The organism is Pseudomonas sp. NPDC089408, from assembly GCF_044749445.1.
Lineage (GTDB): Bacteria > Pseudomonadota > Gammaproteobacteria > Pseudomonadales > Pseudomonadaceae > Aquipseudomonas.
Genome location: NZ_JBIVHY010000003.1, coordinates 83,508 through 109,813, shown reverse-complemented (window position 1 = coordinate 109,813; position 26,306 = coordinate 83,508). Strand labels below are relative to the sequence as shown.

20 protein-coding genes and 1 pseudogene are annotated in these 26,306 nt (G+C 55.1%); 10 read left to right on the top strand and 11 right to left on the bottom strand.

Translation table 11 applies throughout. The annotated features are described in order from the left end of the window. Positions 1 to 229 precede the first annotated feature (229 nt). Positions 230 to 457: an AbrB/MazE/SpoVT family DNA-binding domain-containing protein gene (locus tag ACIP02_RS06310; RefSeq protein ID WP_371928076.1), complete on the top strand. Its 228-nt coding sequence runs from the start codon at positions 230 to 232 to the stop codon at positions 455 to 457. A 343-nt stretch (positions 458 to 800) separates the two neighbouring features. On the opposite strand, the gene ACIP02_RS06305 is transcribed toward ACIP02_RS06310, so the two are convergent. Then, complete coding sequence (locus ACIP02_RS06305; protein ID WP_034138157.1) at positions 801 to 2,498, bottom strand: phosphoethanolamine transferase; 1,698 nt, start codon at positions 2,496 to 2,498, stop codon at positions 801 to 803. Between the two features lie 490 nt (positions 2,499 to 2,988). Here ACIP02_RS06305 and ACIP02_RS06300 point away from each other — a divergent pair, with 490 nt between their 5' ends. The 3 genes from ACIP02_RS06300 to ACIP02_RS06290 all read left to right on the top strand — a co-directional run bounded on the left by ACIP02_RS06300 (position 2,989) and on the right by ACIP02_RS06290 (position 4,801). Further along, the gene (locus ACIP02_RS06300; RefSeq protein ID WP_080761431.1) at positions 2,989 to 3,327 is read left to right on the top strand and encodes a zinc ribbon domain-containing protein; all 339 of its coding nucleotides are present in this window, start codon (positions 2,989 to 2,991) and stop codon (positions 3,325 to 3,327) included. Between the two features lie 55 nt (positions 3,328 to 3,382). Further along, positions 3,383 to 4,288, top strand: coding sequence for a cation diffusion facilitator family transporter (locus ACIP02_RS06295; RefSeq protein ID WP_034138158.1), 906 nt, complete (start codon positions 3,383 to 3,385; stop codon positions 4,286 to 4,288). Positions 4,289 to 4,450: 162 nt separating this feature from the next. After that, a complete protein-coding gene (locus ACIP02_RS06290; protein ID WP_034138159.1) occupies positions 4,451 to 4,801 on the top strand; it encodes a DUF3147 family protein in 351 nt (116 codons plus the stop codon). 33 nt (positions 4,802 to 4,834) lie between these two features. On the opposite strand, the gene ACIP02_RS06285 is transcribed toward ACIP02_RS06290, so the two are convergent. After that, positions 4,835 to 5,161: a DUF2790 domain-containing protein gene (locus ACIP02_RS06285; protein ID WP_034138160.1), complete on the bottom strand. Its 327-nt coding sequence runs from the start codon at positions 5,159 to 5,161 to the stop codon at positions 4,835 to 4,837. Positions 5,162 to 5,850: 689 nt separating this feature from the next. On the opposite strand from ACIP02_RS06285, the gene ACIP02_RS06280 reads away from it, so the two are divergent. Together ACIP02_RS06280 and ACIP02_RS06275 are read left to right on the top strand one after the other, a co-directional pair. Continuing rightward, entirely contained in the window at positions 5,851 to 6,525 is a 675-nt protein-coding gene (locus tag ACIP02_RS06280; protein ID WP_034138161.1) for a heavy metal response regulator transcription factor, read from the top strand. After that, positions 6,522 to 7,940 carry a heavy metal sensor histidine kinase gene (locus ACIP02_RS06275; RefSeq protein ID WP_034138162.1) on the top strand — a complete coding sequence of 473 codons (1,419 nt, stop codon included), beginning with the start codon at positions 6,522 to 6,524 and terminating at the stop codon, positions 7,938 to 7,940. Before ACIP02_RS06280 ends, ACIP02_RS06275 begins: the two co-directional genes overlap by 4 nt. A 54-nt stretch (positions 7,941 to 7,994) precedes the next feature. Here ACIP02_RS06275 and ACIP02_RS06270 read toward each other — a convergent pair whose 3' ends face one another. Beyond that, positions 7,995 to 8,582 carry a hypothetical protein gene (locus tag ACIP02_RS06270; RefSeq protein ID WP_125923841.1) on the bottom strand — a complete coding sequence of 196 codons (588 nt, stop codon included), beginning with the start codon at positions 8,580 to 8,582 and terminating at the stop codon, positions 7,995 to 7,997. Positions 8,583 to 8,845: 263 nt separating this feature from the next. Here ACIP02_RS06270 and ACIP02_RS06265 point away from each other — a divergent pair, with 263 nt between their 5' ends. Then, positions 8,846 to 9,067: a hypothetical protein gene (locus ACIP02_RS06265; protein ID WP_059395178.1), complete on the top strand. Its 222-nt coding sequence runs from the start codon at positions 8,846 to 8,848 to the stop codon at positions 9,065 to 9,067. 82 nt (positions 9,068 to 9,149) lie between these two features. Here ACIP02_RS06265 and ACIP02_RS06260 read toward each other — a convergent pair whose 3' ends face one another. Genes ACIP02_RS06260 through ACIP02_RS06250 form a run of 3 tightly spaced genes read right to left on the bottom strand, consistent with a single transcriptional unit; the run spans position 9,150 to position 11,966 of the window. Next, on the bottom strand, positions 9,150 to 10,604 hold the full coding sequence (locus ACIP02_RS06260) for a glycosyltransferase family 39 protein (RefSeq protein ID WP_059395179.1): 1,455 nt from the start codon (positions 10,602 to 10,604) through the stop codon (positions 9,150 to 9,152). Beyond that, positions 10,598 to 11,581, bottom strand: coding sequence for a glycosyltransferase family 2 protein (locus ACIP02_RS06255; RefSeq protein ID WP_059395180.1), 984 nt, complete (start codon positions 11,579 to 11,581; stop codon positions 10,598 to 10,600). The genes ACIP02_RS06260 and ACIP02_RS06255 overlap by 7 nt, the downstream gene beginning before the upstream one ends. Beyond that, positions 11,547 to 11,966 (bottom strand): GtrA family protein, encoded by a 420-nt coding sequence (locus tag ACIP02_RS06250; protein ID WP_080889212.1) that lies wholly within the window; start codon positions 11,964 to 11,966, stop codon positions 11,547 to 11,549. Before ACIP02_RS06250 ends, ACIP02_RS06255 begins: the two co-directional genes overlap by 35 nt. A 259-nt stretch (positions 11,967 to 12,225) precedes the next feature. On the opposite strand from ACIP02_RS06250, the gene ACIP02_RS06245 reads away from it, so the two are divergent. Further along, positions 12,226 to 13,194 (top strand): LysR family transcriptional regulator, encoded by a 969-nt coding sequence (locus ACIP02_RS06245; protein WP_103438541.1) that lies wholly within the window; start codon positions 12,226 to 12,228, stop codon positions 13,192 to 13,194. 209 nt (positions 13,195 to 13,403) lie between these two features. Continuing rightward, positions 13,404 to 14,711, top strand: coding sequence for an OprO/OprP family phosphate-selective porin (locus ACIP02_RS06240; RefSeq protein WP_034137073.1), 1,308 nt, complete (start codon positions 13,404 to 13,406; stop codon positions 14,709 to 14,711). A gap of 76 nt (positions 14,712 to 14,787) precedes the next feature. Here the strand turns inward: ACIP02_RS06240 and ACIP02_RS06235 are convergent. From ACIP02_RS06235 to ACIP02_RS06215, 5 genes and pseudogenes are all read right to left on the bottom strand, one after another. Then, positions 14,788 to 17,465: pseudogene (locus tag ACIP02_RS06235) on the bottom strand (heavy metal translocating P-type ATPase). A gap of 441 nt (positions 17,466 to 17,906) precedes the next feature. After that, a complete protein-coding gene (locus ACIP02_RS06230; RefSeq protein WP_034137071.1) occupies positions 17,907 to 18,230 on the bottom strand; it encodes a DUF2790 domain-containing protein in 324 nt (107 codons plus the stop codon). A gap of 159 nt (positions 18,231 to 18,389) precedes the next feature. After that, on the bottom strand, positions 18,390 to 21,551 hold the full coding sequence (locus ACIP02_RS06225; RefSeq protein ID WP_034137070.1) for a CusA/CzcA family heavy metal efflux RND transporter: 3,162 nt from the start codon (positions 21,549 to 21,551) through the stop codon (positions 18,390 to 18,392). A gap of 24 nt (positions 21,552 to 21,575) precedes the next feature. Continuing rightward, positions 21,576 to 22,826: an efflux RND transporter periplasmic adaptor subunit gene (locus ACIP02_RS06220; RefSeq protein ID WP_034137069.1), complete on the bottom strand. Its 1,251-nt coding sequence runs from the start codon at positions 22,824 to 22,826 to the stop codon at positions 21,576 to 21,578. 66 nt (positions 22,827 to 22,892) lie between these two features. Further along, entirely contained in the window at positions 22,893 to 24,164 is a 1,272-nt protein-coding gene (locus ACIP02_RS06215) for a TolC family protein (RefSeq protein WP_139273552.1), read from the bottom strand. A 405-nt stretch (positions 24,165 to 24,569) separates the two neighbouring features. On the opposite strand from ACIP02_RS06215, the gene ACIP02_RS06210 reads away from it, so the two are divergent. Next, positions 24,570 to 25,913, top strand: a complete 1,344-nt coding sequence (locus ACIP02_RS06210) for an OprD family porin (RefSeq protein ID WP_034137067.1) — start codon at positions 24,570 to 24,572, stop codon at positions 25,911 to 25,913. Positions 25,914 to 26,306: the final 393 nt, after the last annotated feature.

Here is a 26,306-nt window from a genome sequence, read left to right as displayed (position 1 = left end):
CTCGGATGGTGCTCAGTGGTTCGATAGCGCGGTCATTAGCGACTGGCTGCTTGCGACCTCAAGCAGACACGGCCCTAAGCTGAGTTGTCAGCGCCATCGCCGCCAGCCGGAAGCAGGATTATCACTAAACTCCTTCATACTTGCGAAAGCAGAGCTTGCCGGTGCTGGCTCCAACATCCAGCCTTCGCAGTGGGTCGAATGCTGCCAGTAGGGGGCAAGTGGGCGTAGGATGGAGGCTTCCCCATCAGCTCATAAGGAGCCGCCCCTTATGAATGAATCCGTGCGGACAACCTTGAAATGCCAAGAACCAGGTGATGGTACTGGGGATGTCATCACTGACCTCCCGGACGATATCCTCGAACGCATGGGTCTCAAAATCGGTGATTCCCTGAGCATACAGCTGATAGGCGGGAGCATAGTGCTAAAGCCAATTAGTGATGCAGACGCCCAGCCCTAAGGCAGCTTTCGACCCACAGCGGTCGTTGTCGACCGGCCGCTTCATAGGTCGATTACGCTCAGTCGCCACCTGCTGCGACCCAGGTTACCCATGACTAGAACGGCAGCAACCGAGATGCCAGCCTAGGTCTCAACACTGGTCAATGCGCTTGATTGGCCCGAATTGCTTGAACGTACACTGCAGGCGCATCGCTCGCGGTACAAACGGATCGTGGAACACTGCGGTGGCAAGGTCGACATTCACAGCGAGCAAAACCTGGGCAACCAGATTCAACTGACTTTTCTGCTCTCCAATTGAATATTGCAGCTGATACGAGCGAGTATTTCAATCGCACTTCGAGCATTCAGAGGCCGGAGTACGTGCTTCCGGCCAAGGGCTTGCAAGGGGCAGTGAAGTCTAGGGCTGAGCGATACGAGGATGTCTGGACGCTCATCATCCCGAGCACCGTGTGGAACAGGTTGTCATGGCTCAATGGCGAGTTTGTCTGGGCTTTCAAGCAGCCCATATTCAGCCGTTCGCTCTTCGCGATAGAGTCAGACATCCAGAGCACCATTGGCACCTTGGTTTGCTCGTCCGGGGCCATCGCATAGGGCAGCCCATGTAGGTAGAGGCCACCCTCTCCCAGTGACTCCCCATGATCCGAGACGTACATGAGCGCAGTGTCGAATTTGGTGTTCGCAGCCAGGATGTCGATCAGCCCGGCCGTTACGTAGTCGGTGTAGAGGATCGAGTTGTCGTAGGCATTGATCACCTCCTGCTGCTTACATTTGTCGAGCTCATTGGTCTCGCAGACCGGCTCGAATTTCTTGAACTGCGAGGGATATCGCTTGTAGTAGGCTGGGCCGTGGCTGCCTTTGTAGTGGAGCACCAGGACAGCATCGCCTTCCTGACGGTTGATGAAGTCCTCCATTTCCGAGAGCAGCACCCCGTCCTTGCACTCGTCGCTGGTGCACAGCTGAGCATCCGCATGTTGGGTAGCCTTGTGGTTAGGCACCCGGTCACAGACCCCTTTACAGCCCGAATTGTTGTCAGTCCACATTACGCTGATGCCTGCGCGCTGAAGCACATCGAGTAGCCCTTCTCGGCTCTTGGCCAAGCCGTCCTTGTACTCATCCTTGCCGACGTCCAGGAACATGCACGGCAGTGATACCGCGGTGGCGGTGCCGCAGGAACTCACATTTGAGAAGCTTATGACATTGCGTTTTTTCAGTTCCGGATTCGTATCACGGGAGTAGCCATTGAGGGAGAAGTTGGCAGAGCGTGCTGTCTCCCCCACTGCCAGCACCAGCAGCTTGGGTTTGCGAGCTGCTCCCTGCCTTTTCACTACTGCATCGGTACCGATGGTGGTCAGTTCTTTCGGCGTGGCCAACTGACGTTTCAGGTAGCCATGACTGGCCGCAAACAGGTTGGTGGGAACCAGAATGAGCCGAATCTCCCGGTTGTTGCGCAGCAAGGACGCATAAGACTGGTATTGGCTCAGCACAATGCCGGCAAGGGTGACTAGGGCAAGCGAAAGGACAATGAGTCTACTGGCCAACGCTTTGATCCAGGGCTTACGTCGGAGCGGCACCTGACTGATCAGGTAAACGGGCAATCCCCCTACCATTGCCACCCAGAGGCCGAGCTTCCAGTTCAGTAGCTCGGAGACCTCACTGACGTCGGTCTCCACGACGTTGGTGAACATGGTGTAATCAATGACGATGCCGTAAGCATTCATGAAGTAGCTGGCGAAAGCCGCACTGATCAGGATCAGGCACAGTAGCGGTTTGGCGAGCCGTGCCCATGACAGCAGACTGAGTATGGTAAACACCCAAGCAAACACAACAACTGGCAGGCTACTCGCGAGCAGCCAATTAACTTCATCGGCATTGAAAATCAGCCGCGTAAGAACACGCCAAAGCTCAGCGTTCGTAAATAGCAACAACCAAAGAGTTACCAGCCCGATGAGCAGATTGGTGCTGATGCCTTTTTGTCGAGTACTGCGAATAGCAAAGATCAATCTACTGAACAGGGTGTGAACAATGGATTTCGAAGGTGTCATTATCAAACTCTAGGAGGCTGCTGATCCATGACGCATGGCTATGGAATCCTCGGTAGCTACCAGGCAAACCATCGACAGATACTGTGCGAAGGTGGGCGTGCGGAGCGCCAGAGACCCCGAGCCCTATGGCTTAAGGGCGCTTAGGATGTTTGAGGCAAAAGAATTGAATGAGAAGTAAACTCTCGCTAGGCGCATTATTTCCGGAACACGATAACGACACGATGACCTCGTGATTACAATGCTGTCAGAATCGCAGCAATGGCTTTTTTGATTGTGATCGACCAGGCTATGATAAAAAATCGGACACGTTCGACTGCTGTGTGGTTAGTGCCACCCAGCGAATTAAATTAAATTTCATAAACAAAATGGGCTTGTTTTGTCGTACGCTCATTTTGAACTTTTACTTCAATTTAGAAGTCTTTCTCGCGAGCAGAACACTTCCTTAACTTTTGCCCGTGCTTATGTCACTTATCAATGAGGGACGAACACCATGAGCTTTTTCAAGAACATCTTGGGCGGCCACCACGGCCGGGGAAACCACGGCGGTGGTAAGCACCACAGTGGTGGGCACGGGAGCGATCGGCATGACCGCTATGACCAGCAGCAGAGCTGCGACGGCAATGACCGGGTAATTGACAGTGGGCGGGCAATATCCCAAGCCCCAATCACTGATCTGCAGCCTTGCAGGCAGTGCCGGACCGCTAACGCCCCATCTGCGCGCTTTTGTCTAAACTGCGGAACACCACTATCGAGTGGCTGCAAGGCCTGCGGCTCCTCGCTGACGTCAGGAGCGAAATTCTGCAGCCAGTGCGGCCAAGCCACGCCTTAGCGCCTGGCCACCCTGGTAAGCCAACGCGACCACCCCCCTGCGCAAGGAGAAATACGTGGGATCGAATCATGATCATGGCAGTGCAGCAGTACGTGAGGGACATCAGAAGAAGCTAGTCATGGCATTGGCCCTGACTGGCAGCTTTATGATTGCTGAAGTAATCGGTGCATGGATAACCGGCAGCTTGGCGCTGCTGTCGGATGCATCTCACATGTTCACTGACACCGCCGCCTTGGCGATATCGCTGATTGCGCTCCAGATAGCCAAGCGGCCGGCGGATCAAAAACGAACCTTTGGCTATGCGCGGTTGGAGATCCTGGCCTCCACGCTCAACGCAGTCCTGCTCTTCCTGGTGGCAATGTACATCTTGTACGAAGCCTACCAACGCTTCTTCATGCCGACGGAGATCGCCACTGGCGCGATGATGTGGATCGCGATCGCTGGCCTGATCATCAACCTTATTTCGATGCGTCTTCTGGCATCTGCCAGCAACGAGAGCCTCAATGTCAAAGGGGCTTACCTCGAAGTTTGGAGCGACATGCTCGGATCGTTGGGCGTAATCATCGCGGCTCTCATTATCCGCTTCACTGGCTGGACCTGGGTCGACACGATTGTCGCTGTTGCAATCGGCCTCTGGGTACTGCCGCGGACATGGCAGCTGCTTCGCGAGAGCCTGGGCATCCTCATGGAGGGTGTCCCAAGGGGGCTTGACGTCGCGGCAATCGAGACCACCATCCGCAACGTTGATGGCGTCACTGATGTACACGATTTGCACGTTTGGGCCGTCAGTAGCGGCAGCAACGTGATGACTTCGCACGTAGTAGTGGGTGACACAGCAGATGGAGATGCCGTGCTGGCGGGCGTCGTGGAAGCGGTCAGCGATGCGTTCGAAATCCACCACTGCACCATTCAGATCGAGCGCGCAGCTTTCCACCAGAGCATGCCGTTACCGTCGCACTGATCGGTTGGTAACCACCTGGTCAACGCACCACTCTTCAAACAGAGAGAGTGGTGTCGTAAAGGAAAGATCGGGAATGATAGGCGTCAAAACGGCAGGAGCACTTCGTGAGCGCCTTGGGAAGATTCCGACAGACTCTCTCGAGTGCCCGTAGGAGGTTCAGCAATGGCTTGGATCATCACGAAGTACTTAGTCACTGCCGGAATAGTGATTCTAGTATCAGAGCTGGCAAAACGTAGCGACAAGCTGGGTGGCCTAGTTGCCGCTCTGCCTCTGGTCACGGTCATGACGCTGATCTGGCTGTACTTGGAAAACCAGAGTATGGAAAAGATAGCTAATCATGCCTGGTATACGTTCTGGTACGTCCTTCCAACCCTGCCAATGTTTATCACTTTTCCGGTGCTGCTGCCCAAACTGGACTTTTGGCCGACGCTTATCATCAGCATCATCATCACCATGGTAAGTTTTGGGGGCTTTGCTCTGCTGCTACGTCGTTTTGGCATCGAGTTGCTGTGAGCTAAGCGCCGGGGGCAGCAAGTGGGTGGCCGCTCACCGACTATTAACGCACTCGCCTTTCACCAGGTAGCGAACCATGTGCAATTCGCCCTTCGAGTCCTCGTAGGCCATCATGCTTTTCACGTTGCCGCAGTACCGCACGTTGGGCGACACGTACACCAACTTCCCAACGTCCAGATTCATGCCATAGGTGTAGTCTTCAAGCTCTGGCATGGGCTTCTTCACGCTCTGTGCATAGCGCTCTGTAGCCTGCCGAGCAGACTGCTCAAGATCCTCATTGATCTGCACGCTACTTAGAGCATCTGTCGACAGCACAGAGAAGAGCATGAATACGGCAATTGCAGATCTAGTGGTTTTCATGAGAAGTCCATTAATAAAAAAGCGCCCACGGCGGGCGCTAAAATTCACCTTACCAAAGGAGCGTATGGTTCCAAGGTGAATGCATTGGCGTGAGCAGGGTTTCGTTACTCCCGCCATGCTGCTCCGGATGAGACGACTCCAAAGCAGCGCTGCCTGTGTGCTGTACTAAAACTAGCAAAGGCGGCTAACGACAAGATGATTGTGAAATTACAATTTGGACATGTAATAGATTGTAAAGTAATTATCTGCACTTTCGACGGATCAAGAAATCATAGCCGCGCGCAGCGCAGCGCATCCTGCGATGCCACTGATCGGTGGTTGGCAACGAGCTCTTGGTAGCTCCCCAAGGAATTTTCCTGGCAAAACAGAACGGCTTGGCAGAAATGCCGCCTTTTACGACCGAATTCACATGCCAGCTACTGAGTGCTCAACCGGCTGAAGGCCGCTGAATCCGCTAAGCTCAAAGGGTATGCCGGTATGACTGTCAGCAATCTTACGGCTACATTACAAATTTGTAGGATTTCGCCACGGCCAGCTTCTTCGCGTTAAGATTCAAGCGTCCTCAGGTGACCACGGCGTATGGACAGAGGTAGCGACTACCGCATGCCATGCACTCAGCCGAACCTTTAAACAGCCTGCAAACCTCTTGGCGGATTGGCCAATTCCTTCTTCACACCTTGAGATAAGTCATGCGCGTTCTAGTTGTCGAAGACGAAATTAAAACTGCGGAATATCTTCAGCAGGGCCTATCCGAAAGCGGGTATGTCGTAGACATTGTGCACAACGGTGTTGATGCCCTTCACCTATTCAACGTCAATGTCTATTCGTTGGTTCTCCTCGATGTGAACCTCCCAGGTATCGACGGATGGGATCTGCTGGAAACCATCAGGAAATCCAGCCGGGTCCGCATCATCATGCTCACAGCCCGTGGTCGCATCAACGACAAGCTCAAGGGATTGGATGGCGGCGCGGATGACTACTTGGTGAAGCCCTTCGAGTTTCCCGAGCTGCTTGCTCGCATCCGTTCTCTCCAGAGACGTGGCGATGAACTCGTCGAGAAGAGCTCGCTGAAGATTGCCGATCTGGAACTCGACTCCGTGCGCCATCGAGTTTTCCGTGGTGGCACACGCATCGATCTCACCACAAAAGAATTTGCGCTCCTGCACCTGCTCATGAGCAGGACGGGTGAAGCGCTGACTCGTTCCCAGATCATCTCTCTGGTCTGGGACATGAATTTTGACTGCGACACCAACGTCATCGATGTTGCGATCCGGCGATTGCGCTCAAAGATCGATGACCCGTTTGAAACCAAGCTCATTCATACGCTTCGTGGCGTTGGGTACGTTTTCGAGGAACGCGCATGAGTCCGTTCAGCCTGGCTGCAAAGCTAGGGTTCAAAGTCGGGTTGATGAGCGCAGCATTACTGCTTCTGTTCGCGACCTTTGGCTACTTGATGGTGGGTCAAGCGCTGGAAAGAAATGCCAGAGCAGACCTAGAAGTGAAGATGGCAGGCATGGCTCACAACCTGTCCACTATCAACGATATCTCCGGCGTCAACGCGGATGCGCACCAGCTAGTTGATTTGGTCATGGGCCATAACAACCTGTACGTGAGCATATTCGATACATCAACAAAGCAGGTACCTTTGCTCTCGATAGGCTCAAAGCAGGTCAATCTGGAGGTGCACAAGTTCCAGCCGGCTGCGCAGCCTAAAGAGCATGAATGGCGTGATACCCAGGACCGCCCACTGTTGAGCGCTTCTCGTATCATGCGCTTAGCCGATGGAACCGAAGTCAGCGTCTACATGACCATGGACCAGTCATCCAGTGAGGCCCTGCTCGATGCATTGCTGACCTGGGCCCTGATGATGTCGCCCGTCATCCTCGCATTGATCTTGGCCATCGCTTGGTGGACCGTGCGCCGCGGACTGCTACCTCTGACCAAGTTCTTGAAAGTTGCCTCGAAAATCTCCACCGAGAGCCTGGACCATCGCCTGCCAACGGATGGAATGCCCTCAGAGCTTAAAGAGCTCGCTGACGGCATTAACATCATGCTGGCTCGCCTAGATGACGGTGTGCAGCAGCTTTCTCAATTCTCTGACGATCTTGCTCACGAGTTGCGTGCACCGCTTTCCAACCTGATGGGTAAGGCCCAGGTTGCCTTGACCAGAGAACGATCGCTTCAAGAGTACCGGGAAGTGCTGGAATCGTGCACAGAAGAGCTGGACCGCATGAGCCGGATGGTTTCCGACATGCTGTTCCTGGCTCAGGTCAGTCACCCAGCATCCATGGTGGAGTTTGAACCCGTGTCGCTGGTCGACGAGGTTGAGCGTGTATGCGATCTCTTCAGCATTTCGGCAGAAGAAGGCGAGATCCAGCTGCAAATCTCTGGCAATGAGGACGTAGTGCGCGGTAATCGTCTCATGATTCAACGGGCCGTCTCGAACCTGGTGTCAAATGCTATTCGCTACTGCCCACGCGGCCGCACGGTCTACGTGAAGGTGCAACACGGTACGAGCGGTACGACATTGAGTGTCGGCAACCCGGGCCGGGGGATCGCGAGGGAACACCATGCGCATTTGTTTGAACGTTTCTATCGAGTGGACAAGAGCCGAGCACGGAGTGAGGGCGGTACCGGTCTAGGCTTAGCCATCGTTCAGTCGATTATGAGCTTGCATCAGGGCTCGGCGAGCGTGGAAGTAACCGAAGAGAACTTCACGTGGTTCCACCTTCACTTTCCCGAAGCCCAGTTTAAAGAACCTGTAATGGCTGCTGCTTAACCAGCGCAGACATGCATAAGCCCGTCAATTGACGGGCTTTTTTGTGTGCAAGCATCAGTGCCTGAGGACCACAGGCTCCATGGGCGATCGCAAAATCACCGACTTTATGATCCTCTGCTCCTCTGGATTGGCATTCCTCCACAGTTGGGTGAAATACTGCGCGTTCACCCTTTCCTGAGCGCTTACGCTGGCAGCAGTGTCTATAAAACGCATCGTCGTGTAGACACTGATCAACCCCAGGATGAAGAACGCTGTTGCCACGACCATCACATAACGTTTGGCCAAAACCGGGGCACGCTTGAGCTCCAGAATGGAGATATTGGCAGCCTTAGTCGCTGTAGAAAGCTCCGCGATTAGCGGTTTAATGGCCGTGTCGACTCCCCGACACGCGGCGGAATATGCCTCTGCCGCAGCTCGCAAAGCGACCTCTTCGGCATTCGACCAAGCTTTCTCGGCCTTCCGCACCTCATCTTGTATCTGCCGGCCGACAGTATCGACCTGCTCCACAAGGTCGTTCGACTTCTCCAGCACGGCGCTGCAGGTACGTGTCTGAGCGGTCAGCTCATCAATTTGGACAGTGAACTTTTCAGTGCTTCGACGAAAATCACCGATCGCAACCGCCCAGGGCTCTATGTCATTCATGGCTATCTCCGAGAGCGGCCGAAAGCCGCACTGATTATTTAAGTAGATATCAAAATTGTAATTTTAGGGAAAATTTAACATCGCCCTCAGCAATGCCGAGATAGACATGATCCTTCCAGATTTGCAGATTTAACGCATCATCCCGGCCGCCAAAATTACGGAATTGTAATTATTGACTCACCTTGTCGTTAGCTTCGCGTTCCTAAACTACAAACCAACAAAGGCCGCTAATCAGGCGGACCTAGTAAAAACCGAGGCTCACAATGAAATTTGTCAAATCGATCGCTATTGGCAGCCTGCTGCTTGGTCTCACGGGTGTCGCTTATGCCGAAGGCGGCTACGAGAGAGCGAAACAGTTCAATGAAAACTTTCGAACTGAACAGGCTCGCCTATGGAGCGATGACTCTTCGGATCAGAACAAACAGCAAGTCGCTCAAGAGCAAAAGAAAGAAAGCAAGGATGGTAAGGAACAAGCCGATAATTAATCGGCGGTTAAACAGGACTCTAAATGACGAAAGCAATTTACAAAAAAGCCAGGGTACAACCTGGCTTTTTTGTGTCTGGAATTTAGCCTTCGTCCGTACGAGACGCTCCCGCATCAATTTCTCCAGCCAATCCGTTGTTACTTTGCTGAGCGTCCTTCCAACGACACAGCATTAGCTGGCTGGCGTTTACTTCGGTGATCTTGACGCAGCTCAGGTTGACAGGCAGTTCAGCGTTGCTGTCACGCAGGCGCCTGGATAGGTAGAACGAGCTATCACGTGGCCACTTAGCAGGATCCTGAATGTTCTCTGACTTCCCGCTGCTGTAGAACTCCGACGAATACGAGCGACGGCCAGGGTAGATCAGCGGAGCCGACTGAGCTGACTGCAAATCACTCCAGGCTTCAACCACATCTCGCTGGTTCTGAGGTCGCTGCTCCATTACCCCTGCAATGATGATCCCCGCACCTACGATTGGGAGTACTACAGCGCTCGTAGCGGCAGCCCAAGTGGTCTTCGGGCCTGCATCGCAGATCCGTCCAGACAACAACATGGCCCAGGCTGGTAGAGATGGAAGCAGGTAGGTCCACAGAATGTTACCGGCGAATGTAAAGAATATGGGAGTTGCCAGCGCCCAGAGCCAGAGGTAGGCCTCGAATCGCTGCATTGATCCGCGCTTGCGAATCAGCAGAGGAAGAAAGAAAGCCCATGGCAATAGCGACAAACCGAGCTGAATCCAGATGGTGCCGTATGGCTTGGCATGAGCGCTGCCATAGAGGTCTCCAGCCCAGTTGCTGACGACGTAACGACTCCAGTGTTCACCAACGAAAAAGTATTGCATGAACCCCGGCGTTTTCATTTCGGCCGCGATATACCAGGGCAAGGATATACCGAGCATTAGGACAAGGCCGCCGATCCAGGGAAGTATCAGCACTCGCCCCCACTCTTTATAGAGAACCACCCACACGAATGCTGGCGTGCCCATAAGCACCAAAATGAGCGGACCTTTAGCCAGTAGGCCCAGGCCCAGCCCGGCGAACATCAGGTAGGCATCCGCGTTGCTGGAGCACTTCATCCAACGCCAGAATCCATAGCTGGAGAGCAAAATCGAGAACGACAGAACAGGGTCAGTCAGCACGACTCCGCTGGAGACTAGGCCAAGTGTCGTACTAGAGAAGATGATGGCGGCCCAGATTCCAGCATTACGCGAGATCTGCTGAGTACCGAGCTTGATGATGATGAAACAGCTGCCCAGATGCAGCAGCCAGGCCGGGAATCGAGCAGCGAACTCATTCACCCCGAAAACCGTCATGCTCGCAGCCTGGGTCCAGAAGGATAGCGGCGGCTTACCCCAGAACGGTACCCCGTAGTCGAACATCGGCGTGATCCAATCGTTTAACTCGACCATCTTGCGTGCCATTTCGGCATAGCGTGCCTCCGATGTGTCCATCAGTGGGTAGACGCCCAAACCCAACAAGCGCAATACCAGAATTGAACCCAGGATCCACCACAGGGGCCGCTCTTTTCTCAGATTCAGCATTTCTTACCCTCGATCAAAGGCACCGAAGCATGGAGCGACACGGGATCTGCCTTGCTGTTGCTCTTCAGGAAATAGCGAGGCCGGCGTTTGACTTCTGCGAGTGCCACGCCTAGGTACTCCCCCACCATGGCAACTCCGATGCACAGAAATGAAGCCATTCCGACGAGCAGGTGATGGACGTCGAAGCTGCCTGCTACGAGCGATGCAAGCATGTAGCAGATGCTGGAGACGAATAGACCGAAGCTGATTAGACTGAATATGCGTAGCGGTTTGCGAGAGAAACTGACGATGCTCTCAATGGCCAAATTGAAGAGGCCAGCGGCGTTCCACTTGGTGCTACCGGCATGGCGCACAGTACGATCGTAAGGCAGCTCGACGGTGCGAAAACCTACCCAGCCGATCATCCCCTTGAGTATTCTGGAACGCTCATCCAGCGCTCGAAGTGCCGCCAGTGGAGCAGGTCCGATCAGGCGGAAATCGCTGACATCGGCGGGCAGATCAACCTTTTCAACCAGGCGCTGCATGACCCAGTAGTAAGCCCGGGCACTCACACGCTTGAACCATGAATCACCGGTTCTAAGGTTGCGCTGCATGTTTACTACATCGTAGCCACGCTGCCAGAAATCCACCATGGCCGGGATGAGCTCAGGTGGGTCCTGCAGGTCGACGTCAATGAAGATTAATGCGCTGCCACGGGCATGATCTATCCCGGCGCTCAGTGCTGCCTCTTTGCCGAAGTTGCGGCTGAGGAACAGACTACGAACAGCCGATCCATCCTGATAATCGCGTAGCAAATTTGCAGTTCGATCGTTGCTTCCATCATCAATGTAGAGAATCTCACAAGAGACAGGTAGGCGCTTTACGACGCGGGTGATGCGCTGATGGAACTCTGGAATGCTCTCCTCTTCCTGAAAGCATGGAACGACTATGGTTAATAAGGGATCAGGGCGCTCGGGAAAGCGATGTAATGTCTGCATGATTGAATGTCCAGAAACGGTGTGCAATGAATCCAAGTGCAGTGAGCGTCACAGTCACTAGGACCTGGGAGATGAGCGGTGACAGATTCGACTTGATGAGCAACCACATACCCACGCCGTTGCCGATGTTTGTTGCTAGCGCGACCAGTGCAAACCGAAGAGGCTGAAATTTCCGAAAGCCATCCGCCTTAAAACAGTACGCCCTATTACCTATGAAGCTTGCAATAGCGCCTACCAGGCCGCCGAAAATACTGGCTAGAAATGGCGTAGACATCTCTGTAGCTACCAGCAACAGGAACACAAAATAATGGATTGCAGTGGCTATGAATCCGATCCCTAGATAACGAATCAGTAACCTATAAAGAGGTGGGCTTTTATTTTCCATGTCCGAAGCCTATGGAGGCAAAGGTGAAAAAATGGTGAATCAAATGTAAAAGCACCGCTACCTAAACACACATGTTTCGAGGAACAAAAAAACGGGATGCTAGGCTAGCAGGCTATAATATCAGCAGGATTGCTTGAAAATTACGCTTTGGCAATGAAGGGCCTCCAATAACGCACGCATGACCTACACATTACAATGTTGACAATATAAGGAATGCCGGGCGGCGTTGAGATAAATTCCCCGCATCAAGGGGGACCTAATGGTTACACAAAATGAAACATATACAAGCGGCTCTGTTTCTTACAGTCCTGACATATTGGATGATCTGCCAATTGATGATCAGCTAGCGCTAGAATTTTTCGCAACAGCACGTTGTGCGAGTTTCAAACAGGCTGCCCGAGGGCTCAATGTACCGGTGGTAGGCTTGCGGAAACGCCTAGAAAAGCTTGAGGAGCACATCGGTGCTCCAGTATTTGTCTATAAGCACAACAAGCTTGCTCTGACGCGCACAGGCGAAAGGGTCAGTCATTACCTGAGCCAGCTCTTCGGCCCAGACGGCCTCGGCAAGGCCGGCGAGAAGGAAGTGCCCAGGCTTACCATCGCGATCACGGAGCCGGTGCTCAGCGACATCGTGAACCGCGATCTGGTCGCATATGTGCGGGATCATGCCGAAATGCAACTAGAAATCCACTCTGAGTGCACAGCGAGAATGCTCTCTGAGTGTGAAGTTGATGTAGGCATAATTTTCGTCACCCCGGATGATGACGGCGAGCTCGATCGAAACCCTACCTATAGGTTTGAAAGGCTTGGTCGAATTGGGCATTCGCTGTTTATTTCCAGTCGCTACTCACGAAGCGTCACGCTGCCAGTTGAGAACGTGGATCTGCATAACTTCATGCTCGTTGTCCCTTGGGATGATGAGATCTTGGCAGACTCACAAAAATGGGCTTCGATAATGGCCGAGCATCAGGGAGGCACAACACGGGTAAAAAACTATAACTTGTCACGCGGCCTCGTCGTCGGAGGCGCTTGCATCGGTGTGCTGCCGGACTACAGTAGAAAAATGGAAAGGAACATCATTCCTATACCGGGTTTCCTGGATGACCTAGTGGAGAAAGATATCTATCTTGTTATCAAATCGACATGCATTCGTAACCCACAGGTATTGGAGATCCGCAGATTGATAAAAAAGAGCTTTTTTGATAAGAAGGATTGGCTTGTTCGGTGACAATTTTGTTAGGTTACAAAATCTCCCCTTAACACTCCAGCAACACAACTGTCATTTTTGCTTGCAAACTAGTCAGAGTGCTTAGAACAAAGGCATCTTGTTACAGCGGGTGACGAACGTGACCTGCTCCTATCTTCAAGATCTATAACGGCCGGCACAGGGCGAAACAATCTGTCGGCTGCTAGCACTTAACACACGAGAGGCAAGCAATGATCCGTTCTTCGAACATGCGGGAAAAGCTGTTGGTCGCTGCAATAGTAGGCACATTTTCCTCGCAAGCATTTTCCGGAACAGTCACTACCGACGGAGCTGACCTAGTTCTAAAAACCAAGGGCGGTCTTGAACTTTCTACCACCGACAAGGAATTCAGCTTCAAATTGGGCGGTCGCGTTCAGGCCGACTATGGCCGATTCGACGGTGTCTTCACCAAGAACGGCGATACCGCAGATGCGGCCTACTTCCGTCGCGCCTACATCGAGTTCGGCGGCACTCTGTACCGAGACTGGAAATACCAGGTCAACTATGACCTGTCCCGCAACACTGGTAACGACTCCGATGGCTACTTTGATGAGGCCAGCCTGACGTACACCGGCTTCGCCCCAGTCCAGCTGCGTTTCGGCCGCTTCTACACCGATTTCGGTCTTGAGAAGGCAACCAGCTCGAAGTGGACAACTGCCATGGAGCGAAACCTCTCCTACGACGTAGCCGACTGGATCAACGACAACGCCGGCATGGGTGTTCAGGCGACCAGCACCATCGCTGACATGGCCTACCTGTCGGGTAGCGTTTTCAGCGAAACCAACAACGACTCCGACGGTGACAGCACCAAGCGCTACAACGTGCGTGGTGTTTTCGCACCGCTGCACTCTGACGGTAATGTCCTGCATGTCGGTGCCCAGTATGCCTATCGCGACCTCAAGGACAGCGCCGTCGACACCCGTATACGCTCGCGCCTGGGCGTTCGCGGTGTAGACACCAACGGCGGCGGCGATGCGGGAACCAACGGCAATCGCATGCTGTTCGGTGGTGCTGCTGCGCAAGAAGGCCTTTGGGACAACGATTCGGTCTGGGGCGTTGAAGGCGCCTGGGCCACGGGTCCATTCTCCGTTCAAGCTGAGTACCTTCGCCGCAAGCTGAAGGCTGATCAGTCCGCCAATGACATGAAGGCTTCGGGTTACTACGCACAGATGGCGTACACGCTGACCGGCGAACCGCGAATTTATAAGCTCGACGGCGCGAAATTCGACACCATCAAGCCACAGAACAAAGATCTGGGCGCCTGGGAAGTTTTCTACCGCTTCGACGATATCAAGGTCGAGGATGGCAATCTGGTTGCCACCGCGGACCAATCCGATGAACGCAAGGCCAAGAGCCACACGGTCGGCGTGAACTGGTACGTCAACGAGGCGGTGAAAGTCAGTGCCAACTACATCAACGTGCGCACAGACAACAACGAAAACACTGTCGGCGACGACAAAGGCAACGCCTTCATCACTCGCCTACAATACGTGTTCTGATTCCCCAATCAGGTGACACAAAAAAGCCGGGAGCGCTCAGTGCACTCCCGGCTTTTTTGTGCGCTTCGTTCAATGATCAGGCGTCTTTACGATAAGCCAACAGGCGAAGGGCATTGAACACGACAAGGAGCGTGGAACCCTCATGAATGGCAACGGCAGCGCCGATGCTCAAGCCCATGATGGTGGAGGGAACCAGGATGGCCACGATTCCGAGGCTGACGAACAGGTTCTGGCGAATGATCGAGCGGGTGTGACGACTGAGGCCGACCGCAAAGGGAAGCTGCCGGATGTCGTCTGCCATCAGCGCGATATCGGCCGTTTCCAAGGCGACATCGGAGCCTGCCGCCCCCATTGCGATGCCTACGCTCGAATGGGCCATGGCAGGCGCATCATTCACGCCGTCGCCCACCATGGCGACTTGGGAGCTGAGGCGAAGGTTCTTGATCGCCTGTACCTTGTCGTCTGGCATCAGATCTCCCCACGCTTCGTCCAGGCCGACTTGCCTGCCCACTGCTTCGGCGACGCGGTTGTGGTCCCCGGAAATCATGATCATGCGGTCGATGCCCATTTCCCTGAGTTTCTGGAGTGCCTCTTTCGCTCCTTCTCGGGGGGTGTCCAACAAGCCGATCACCCCCAGATCCTTGTCAGCACGGCGCACCACCATGGTAGTGCGGCCCGACTGGCGCAGGCGCTCTGCTGCCTCTAGGGCGGCTTTGCTAAGGGCCGGAATGGCGTCGGCACCGAACATCTCGACTTTGCCAATCCAGACGAACTGATCATCCAGCTCAGCGCGTACGCCGCGGCCAACCAGGTTTTTCAGGTTCCTGGCCTGGTATTTGCCCCTGCTACCAATCATCTCCTCGCCGTCGCGCACGATAGCTGCGGCGAGTGGGTGGTCGCTCATAGACTCCACTGCGATAGCGACGGCCAGCAGGTCCGGAACCTGGGTACCGGCTAGCGGTATCACATCGGTGATGCGGGGACGCCCCTCGGTCAGGGTGCCGGTTTTGTCGAAGGCCATGGCATTCAAAGAACCGAGTTCTTCGAGCGGAGCACCGCCCTTGATCAGTACCCCGCCTCTGGCAGCCCTGGCGATGCCGGAAAGAATGGCGCTGGGTGTAGCAATCGCAAGCGCACACGGGCTGGCTGCGACCAAGACCGCCATGGCACGGTAGAACGAATCACGGAATGGCTCATCGATGAAAATGCCAGCACACATCAGCCCTACCACCAGAAGCAGGACCAAGGGGACGAACACCCTTTGGAAACGGTCTGTGAAGCGTTGAGTCGGCGACTTTCTGACCTCGGCTTCACTGACCATTTTGATGACCCGCGCCAGGGTGCTTTCCGTGGAGCGACGCGTTACTTCGACCTCAATCAGGGTTTCGCCATTGATGGTGCCGGCGAAGACTTTCGACACAGCATCCACGGCATCCGGCTTGCTGCGGGCAAGAGCGGCATCAGCGACTGGTTGCTTGTCCACCGGGACGCTCTCACCAGTCACGGGAGCCTGGTTGATGCTTGAAGAGCCTACGACCACAAAGCCATCGGCCGGCAAACGGTCATTGGGGCGTACGATGACAATGTCGCCAGGTCAGCACGGCGCACCACCATGGTAGTGCGGCCCGACTGGCGCAGGCGCTCTGCTGCCTCTAGGGCGGCTTTGCTAAGGGCCGGAATGGCGTCGGCACCGAACATCTCGACTTTGCCAATCCAGACGAACTGATCATCCAGCTCAGCGCGTACGCCGCGGCCAACCAGGTTTTTCAGGTTCCTGGCCTGGTATTTGCCCCTGCTACCAATCATCTCCTCGCCGTCGCGCACGATAGCTGCGGCGAGTGGGTGGTCGCTCATAGACTCCACTGCGATAGCGACGGCCAGCAGGTCCGGAACCTGGGTACCGGCTAGCGGTATCACATCGGTGATGCGGGGACGCCCCTCGGTCAGGGTGCCGGTTTTGTCGAAGGCCATGGCATTCAAAGAACCGAGTTCTTCGAGCGGAGCACCGCCCTTGATCAGTACCCCGCCTCTGGCAGCCCTGGCGATGCCGGAAAGAATGGCGCTGGGTGTAGCAATCGCAAGCGCACACGGGCTGGCTGCGACCAAGACCGCCATGGCACGGTAGAACGAATCACGGAATGGCTCATCGATGAAAATGCCAGCACACATCAGCCCTACCACCAGAAGCAGGACCAAGGGGACGAACACCCTTTGGAAACGGTCTGTGAAGCGTTGAGTCGGCGACTTTCTGACCTCGGCTTCACTGACCATTTTGATGACCCGCGCCAGGGTGCTTTCCGTGGAGCGACGCGTTACTTCGACCTCAATCAGGGTTTCGCCATTGATGGTGCCGGCGAAGACTTTCGACACAGCATCCACGGCATCCGGCTTGCTGCGGGCAAGAGCGGCATCAGCGACTGGTTGCTTGTCCACCGGGACGCTCTCACCAGTCACGGGAGCCTGGTTGATGCTTGAAGAGCCTACGACCACAAAGCCATCGGCCGGCAAACGGTCATTGGGGCGTACGATGACAATGTCGCCAGGCACGAGGAGTTCTACAGGCAACTCCTTCGTGCCGTTTGTGCTCCGCACGATGGCGGTGGCAGGGGCGAGCTTGGAAAGTGCCTCGATGGCTTTCTTGGCTCTGCCCATCGCATAGCTTTCCAGTGAATGCCCCAGGCTGAACAGGAACAACAGCAGTGCACCTTCTGCCCAGGCGCCAATGCTCGCGGCCCCCGCTGCGGCGAGCAGCATCAGCGTGTCGATTTCGAAGCGCTTCTGGCGGATATTGCTGATCGCCTCCTTGGTGGTGAACCATCCACCGAACACGTAGGCAGATACGTACAGAACTAGCGGCAGCCTGTCGATCAGCCCGAGCTTTCCGGCCAGAACTCCGGCACCGAGCAGCGCACCACAGATCAGTGCGAAGACCAACTCGGTGTTCATGCCGAAGATGCCCCCATGCTCATGGCTGTGGCCTTCGTGCCCCGCTTGGTCGTCGGGGCGTTCAAGCAAACTTTTCATAACTCGTACCTTCTGGGGTATCGCTATTGATTAGCTGAAATCTATTTCACGGCTTGCCCGAGGGCTGATCATTAAGAGTGACGCTCTTAACAAGGCACGCAGGGGAAATAAAAAATGCCAGGCTCTGCCTGGCATTTATGAATTCATTAATTATTCTATTCAAAGCGCTCACTACTTATTGTTGATGCATTGCGAGTACATGGAGTAGCGAACCGTTTTGAGCGTACCCTGGGAGTCCTCGAAGCTCATCAACCGTGGGTAGACCTGGCAGGTGCGGGGGTCTTGAGATTGGCGCACGAATTTCGCCACATCGATTTTCATGCCGTATTTGTAATCTTGAATTTCCGGCATCGGCTTGCCATTTTTCTCGGCATACTTCGCCACAGCGGTCTGGTGGTCGTTGATATATTGCAGCTGCTTGCTTTCTGAGAAAGTGTTGGCCTGCGAAGCCATCGAGAAAACAACAAGTGCAGCAGCAATAATTAGCTTTTTCATAATAACCTCTCAAATTCAAATCTTCTCGGGCGTAACTTTAGCAACGCATAGGCATCACTGGCATGACGAGAAACTTACAATTTTGAAAGGTAAGTGCATCTGGCTCATATAAAACAAAAAAGCCCACAACGTGTGTTGTGGGCTTCTCTTTAGTGGCTATCAGCTAACCACTTCGGCCTCATCACCGTCTTCATCCTTGCGGTGTGCCCATTGATACAGGGCAGGGAGCACCAACAAAGTCAGCGCGGTGGAGGACAGGATCCCGCCAATCACCACTGTCGCCAGTGGCCGCTGAACCTCTGCACCGGTACCGGTTGCCAAGGCCATCGGGATGAAGCCCAGGGACGCCACCAGGGCTGTCATCAGCACAGGTCGCAGTCGGGTCAACGCGCCTTCGTCGACGGCCTGCCTAAGCGTTCGTCCCTCCTCTCGCAATCCGCGGATGAAGGCAATCATCACCAGGCCGTTCAGTACCGCGACGCCGGACAGTGCAATGAAGCCAACCCCAGCCGAGATCGACAGCGGGATGTCCCGCAGCCACAGCGCCACGACGCCACCGGTGAGTGCGAATGGAATACCGGTGAACACCAGCATGCCGTCTTTCAGGTTGTTGAACATCAGGAACAGCAGGGTCATGACCAGCAGCAAGGCCACCGGAACCACGATCTGCAGACGCTTGGCCGCCGATTGGAGCTGCTCGAACTGGCCACCCCAGGTGGTCCAGTAACCAGCAGGAATCTGCACCTTGGCATCCAGCGAAGCGGTTGCCTCTTGAACGAACGACCCCAGGTCGCGGCCCCGGACGTTGGCGCTGACGATCACCAGACGCTTGCCGTTCTCGCGGCTGATCTGGTTCGGACCCAGCTGCAGGTCCAGGTTAGCGACCTGCGACAGCGGGATGAAGCCGATCTGATTGGCACCTTGAGATGCATTGGCCGGTACAGGGATCAGAAGGCTGGACATACCTGCTACGTCGGTACGTACGGTCTCAGGCAGGCGCACCACCATGTCGAAGCGACGGTCGCCTTCATACAACGTGCCGGCCGTACGACCGCCGACAGCGATGGCGATCGAGTTCTGTACATCCGCGATGTTCAGGCCGTAGCGTGCGGCTTTCTCGCGGTCGATGTTGATGGTCAGCACCGGCAGGCCGGTGGTCTGTTCAACCTTGACCTCCGAAGAGCCCGGTACCGCTTTGAGCGCTGCAGCGATCTTGTTGGCCGTGTTGTTGAGCACGTCCATGTCATCGCCGAACACCTTCACTGCGACGTCACTCCGTACGCCCGAGATCAGCTCGTTGAAACGCAACTGGATGGGCTGGGACAGCTCATAGTTGCTGCCTGGGACACCGGCTGCGGCTTTCTGCACTTCAGCAATCAGCTCATCGCGAGGCTTCTTAGGGTCGGGCCACTGATCCTGAGGCTTGAGCATGATGTAGGCGTCGGAGGCGTTAGGCGGCATCGGGTCGGATGCGATTTCGGCTGTACCCGAGCGCGCAAACATCCGCTCTACTTCCGGGACCTGCTCAATCACAGCCTTTTCAAGGCGTTGCTGCATTTCTACGGATTGGGTCAGGCTCGTACCTGGCACGCGCATGGCCTGCATCGCAAAGTCACCTTCACTGAGGCTTGGAATGAACTCGCTACCCATACGACTTGCAAGCACACCACTGAGCACGACCAGGACTACAGCGGCCGAGAACGCGATGTTCCGATGCCCAAGGACCCACTTCAAAATCGGCTCATAACGCAGCCGCGCAGTGCGCATCACCACGCCTTCCTCTTCCTTGACCTTGCCAGTGACGAACATGGCGATGGCTGCCGGAACGAAGGTGACGGAGAGGATCATTGCACCCAGCAGCGCCATCACAACGGTGAAGGCCATGGGGTGGAACATTTTGCCCTCGACGCCGGTCAGGGCGAAGATCGGCAGGTACACCACCATGATGATCAACTGACCGAAGATCAGTGGCCGGCGAGCTTCACCCGCAGCAGCGAAGACCTCATGGAAGCGCTCAGCTTTGGTGAGCATACGGCCATGCTTGTGTTGCGCATGAGCCAGTCGACGGATCGCGTTTTCTACAATTACCACGGCACCGTCGACGATGATTCCGAAGTCGAGTGCGCCTAAGCTCATTAGGTTGGCGCTGACCTTGTTGTTGAACATACCGGTGAAGGTGAACAGCATGGACAACGGGATCACCATCGCGGTGATGAGTGCAGCACGGATGTTACCGAGGAACAGGAACAAAATGGCGATTACTAGAATCGCGCCTTCCACCAAGTTCTTCTTCACAGTTGCAATAGCTTTTTCAACCAGGTTGGTGCGGTCGTAGACCGTCACGGCAACCACACCTTCTGGAAGGGTACGGTTGATGTCAGCCAGTTTGGCGGCAACAGCCTGAGACACGGTACGGCTATTTTCACCGATCAGCATGAACACGGTGCCGAGTACGACTTCGCGACCGTTCTCGGTGGCAGCCCCCGTCCGGAGCTCTTTGCCAATGCTAACGTCAGCGACGTTGCTGATTCGAATCGGTGCGCCATCGACACTGGTGATCACAATGTTGGCGATGTCTTCGATGTTACCGACCTGCCCTGGCGCACGGATGAGGAGCTGCTCACCATTACGCTCGATGTAACCGGCGCCGACGTTGGCGTTGTTGCTTTCCAACGCTGCGACCAGATCATTGAGGGTCAGTTTGTATGTAGCTAGGCGCTTCGGATCCGGCGCGACCAGGAACTGCTTGGCGTAACCACCGATGGTGTTGATCTCGGCCACACCTGGGACGTTCCGCAGCTGCGGCTTGATGATCCAGTCCTGGATCACACGCAGGTCGGTTGGGGTGTACGGTGTACCGTCTTCCTTGACCGCACCATCCTCAGCTTCAACGGTCCACAAGAAAATTTCACCAAGCCCAGTGGATACCGGACCCATGACAGCCTCAACGCCCTCTGGCAACTGCTCCTTCGCAACTTGCAGCCGCTCGTTGATCAACTGGCGGGCAAAGAAGATGTCAGTGCCATCCTTGAAGATCACGGTGACCTGAGACAGGCCAGAGCGAGACAAGGAACGGGTCTGTTGAAGGCCCGGGAGACCGGCCATGGCCGTTTCAACTGGAAACGTGATCCGCTGTTCAGTTTCCAATGGCGAATAGCCAGGCGCAGCAGCGTTGATCTGCACCTGGACGTTAGTGATGTCGGGTACCGCATCGATGGGCAGCTTCTGATAGCTGTAGATACCGATGCCGGCCATGATCAGAACAGCGATCATTACAACGATGCGCTGCTCAATGGCGAATCTGATGATACGTTCAAACATGAGAAATCATCCTGTCAGTTCGCATCAGTGACCGTGTTCGGCAGACGCTTTGCCGAGCTCAGACTTGAGTGTAAAGCTGCCACTGGCTGCTACTTGGGCGCCGGCTTGGATGCCGTCGATGATTTCCACGTATCCATTGTCACGGCGGCCCGTTTTTACCGGCCGAGTGTCAAAGCCTTCCCTGGTGCGCACAAATACCGAGGGTTTGTCTTCAACGGTCTGCACGGCGCCTTCAGGAACGGCCACAGCCACTCGATCGGTCTGAGAAGTGACGGCGATGTTCACGAACAGACCTGGACGCCAGGCGCCGTCAGGGTTGGTCAAGGTAACGCGAACGGTCGCTGCACGGTTTTGCTCACCCAGCAGGCTGCCTACATAACCCACCTTGCCGTCGACCTCGACGTTCATGTCGGGCGATGAAACTTTTACCGCACGGCCCGTCACCACCTTGCCCAGTTCAGTGGGAGGGACAGCGAAGGTGGCCCACACCTGATTCAGGTCGGACAAGATGAAAGCGTTAGTCGCCTCGCTGACGACTTCACCCATGGTCAGGTGCTTCTCTACCACCACGGCGTCAAAGGGTGCCCGAAGCTCGTAACGATTGCCGCCTACGGAATTGACCGAAGCGCCGATGGCACCGACCTTCTGCTTGGCATTGGCCAGAGATATCTCTGCTTCTTGCAGCGCTTGGCGTGCCTGCAGGTAATCCTGCTCGGCGGAGATCTTGTCCTGCCACAGTTGCTTCTCACGGTCGAAGGTAACGCGGGCCAGCTCTACGCGTCGCTGTGCGGCTTGTTGTTCGCTGCGCAGGTCAGAAATCTGTTGGCTGGCAATCACTGCGAGGACTTGGCCTTTCTTAACGGCTTCGCCCAAGTCGGCCTGGACACTTTCAACAACGCCAGGGACCCGAGGGACAACATGTGCAGTCCGGTCTTCGTCGAAACGAATCTCCCCCGGGAAAGTCACAACGGTGCCGAGGTCACGGGGGGCCGCAGACTCCAGGACTACCCCAGCTGCCTTGATCTGTTCAGCGCTCAGGGTCAGCTTGCCCTCTTCCTCACCACCCTCTTCGCTATGGCCTTCTGCACCATGACCCTCATCACCCTCCTCTTTGGCGGCTGATGCGGTCGTCTTCTCATCGCCATGGCCATCGTTAGCGCCGTGCTCGACGGTACTGGCGGCCTGCTCTCCGGAACTGTTGTTCCAGGCAAGGCTGCCAAATCCAAGGGCTGCCACAGCGGCGACCGCGAGGGCGATCTTGCGTTTGTTATCCATTGCTACTCCTGCTGATCATAGGCACCGACGTGTTATGCCGAGCGCCGAAGAAAATTTCTGGCCCGTTCAACGAACGCCGGCAGTCGAACCGACATCGCCATAAACCCTTTCCACCTGCGCACGCGCATTGGTCGCTGTTGCCAACGAATCGAGGTATTGGCCACGAGCGACGATCAAGGTGCGCTGGGCATCCAGCACTTCGATGAAGCCGAATTTGCCCATCTCGAAACCGCGAGTTGCGGTCTCCACAGCCTGCTGTGCGGACGGCAGAATGGTCTTGTCGTAGGACTCGACCTCCTGCATGGCGGTCGCCCACTGGTTTACTGCGGTTTGGGTTTCGCTACGCAGCCTCAGCTCAACTGCGTTGCGCTGGTCTCGGGCTTGATCTGCGCGTCGAGAAGCGGAAAGAATGTTGCCCTGATTACGATCAAACAGCGGCAATGGCATGGACAGTCCTACAGTGTTGACCCGTTCACGTACGGAGCGGTCGTACTGGCTACCCACGCTTACAGTGAGGTCTGGGATTCGCTGAGCTTTCTCTGAGCCGAGGGACGCATCGCTTTTGTCGATCTGCACCACGGCCTGACGCATTTCCGCAGTTTGATCGAGCCTCGACAACAGCTCTTCAGCGTCCGGAGGCAAACCTGGGGAGAGGGTCGGCGAATCCAGGCGATCGAATACTGTGACCGAGCTCCCCGTAATTTGAGCTAGCTGCTGGTAAGCGGTCGCTTTCTCCGTTTCGGCGCGTCTGACCTGCAGCTTGGCTTCGGCCAACTGTACTTGAGCACGAGTAGCCTCTACTGGGGAGGATTTACCTGCGCGAACGCGGCCGTCGACAATGCGCAGACCACGCTCAGTCAGCTCCAGAGATTGCTTGGCTAGATCTAGGCCAGTCTGCGCTCGCAATGCTGCGTAGAAGGCTTGAACGACCTCGGCGCGCAGAGCGTTCACTCGACGGTCCAACTCCAGCTGTGCAGCAGTCTGGCCATAGGTGGCGACGTCAACACGTGCGCCCCGCTTTCCGCCCAGCTCCAGGGTCTGGCTGAGCGTCACAGTTGTCTGGCTAGTGCTGCGACGGGTGTCTTCTACGTCGTACGAGATTGTTGGGTTGGGGATAAGCCCTGCCTGCTTGCGTGCCCCATCTGCGATCCCAATCTCCTGACGGGCGGCGGCCATGTCAGGGTTGGCATCCATCGCCGTCGAAAGCGCTTGAGGCAAGCTGATGCTTTGGGCAAATGCAGCAGGTGCCATCAGCCCGGAGATGACCGCACAGAGTGCGGCTATCTTCCAGGGTGAGATTGAGGTCTTAGGAAAGACATTGCGGATATACCGGGGCACTTTAATGGTCCTCGTGCACAAACTTCGATAAAGCTTGGCGAGAACGCCGAAACAGCTGCCAAGCCCCACTGGATTAGGTGATGGCACTCTAAAGAGCGGTAGCTATCAGAGGGGTGGCTAGAAAATTACAATTTCGTAAGAAAAGTGGGTAATGCCCGTAAACACTGAGAAATTCAGTCGAACCCAGGATTTGATTACAACCGAGAGAGATGGCTAACACACGGTGCTAGGCACCCGGATAACCTGTAGATGACGAAATTGTAATTATCCTATCACCCTCCCGTTATCTTCGGCCTGCAAATATGAGCTCGGCGCTCTTCATAGGCGCGCCGCCGGGTCAGAACATATAAAGACACCCGCGTCGGTACACATAATAAAAACTGCCGTAAATCAAAGGAGCATCAGATGAAAATCAAAGTACCACTGTATTTGGCGGCAGTTTCTGCGCTGTCTGGAAGCTATGCAATTTCTGCTCAAGCTGAAGACAAACCAGAAGGTTTCATTGAGGGCAGCAGCCTTACAGTGCTCAACCGCAACTTCTACTTCAATCGTGATAATCGCGACAGTTCGGCTCCCACTTACAACAGTGGTAAGGGCAACACCAACGGCTACTCCGAAGCCTGGGCGCACGCGCTCATTTCCAAATTCAACTCTGGTTTTACCCAGGGTACCGTCGGTTTTGGTGTTGATGCCTTTGCAATGATCGGCCTCAAGCTTGATACCGGCGACGGTCGCAACGGCGGCCGTAGCTCCTTCGACGTGCTGCCCGTTGATAACAAGGGTGAGGCGCGTGATGAATACACCAAGGTTGGCGGAGCGGCCAAAATCCGCTTGTTCGATACCGTGGTGAAAGTGGGTGATGTATTCCCATCGACGCCGGTCGTCGCAGCGGGCGACTCGCGCCTCCTGCCAGAAAGCTTCCGCGGCGTGACCGTTGAGAACAGCAGCATCCAGGGCCTCACCCTGCAAGGTGGTCGACTGCATGCAATGAGCCAACCGGTTTCCAGTAACCTGAACGACAATTTCGTTACCTTCTATGGCGGCCCGGTCAACTCGCCTTGGATCGGCTACGGCGGCGGTGACTACTCGATCAACGACAATTGGACCGTGAGTGTCTACGGCAGCCAGTTGAAAGATGTCTGGAACCAGTACTACGCCGGTACCAGCTTCGCCTACCCACTGAGCGATGACCTCGCGCTGATTGGTGGGTTCAACTACTACAAAGCCGTGGATGAAGGTAAACGCCGACTGGGCGAGTTCGACAACAATATCTGGAGTGCCAAGGTCGGTGTTCGCTACGGCGCCCACACCTTGGCCCTGTCACACCAGCGCAACAATGGCGATGACGATTTTGATTACCTGCGTCAGTCGGACTCAATCTTCGTAGACAACTCGATCCAGTACAGCGACTTCAACTCGCCGAAAGAACGCTCCTGGATGATGCGTTATGACCTTAACTTCACCAGCTACGGTATTCCTGGTCTGACGTTCATGACCCGCTACGCAAGGGGTTCGGGCGCAGACTACTCGAACGCCAACCAGTTCTACATGCGTACCGACGACAACGGCAATCCGCTCACCGATCAAAAACGTTGGGAGCGTGACGTCGAGGTGAAATATGTCGTTCAAACCGGCCCGGCTAAAGACTTGTCCTTCCGGTTGCGCCAAGCTACCACGCGTGCCACTGCTTTCGAATCGGACCTTGATGAAACTCGCGTGATCATTGAATACCCGCTTTCTATTCTGTAATTCTCTGATCGGATCAGTTTTCCATGAACTGGCCCCTCAGAAAAACGTGCATTACGCATTCACCTTGAGTGGCTTAAGTGCTCCTTTGGTAAAAGGTGAATATTTGGCGCCCTTTGGGCGCCTTTTTTTATCTAAAATTCGAGCAGTTGTTCGAGTTCATGCATCGCATGTCGATGCAGCTCATGGCTACACCAATGTCCAGCCTCCTCAATGAGGGGAACTTCGCCGTCATCTGAACGGAATGAAACCAGAACAAAGAATAGAATAACCCAGTACTTCATAAGGTCAAATCACCTATTGGAGAGAGGGCTCGCATCTGTCAAACCCAAACCGCGACAAGATATAACGCCAGACTATCAAATATATTACCTAGAAATTACAAATCCGTAATTT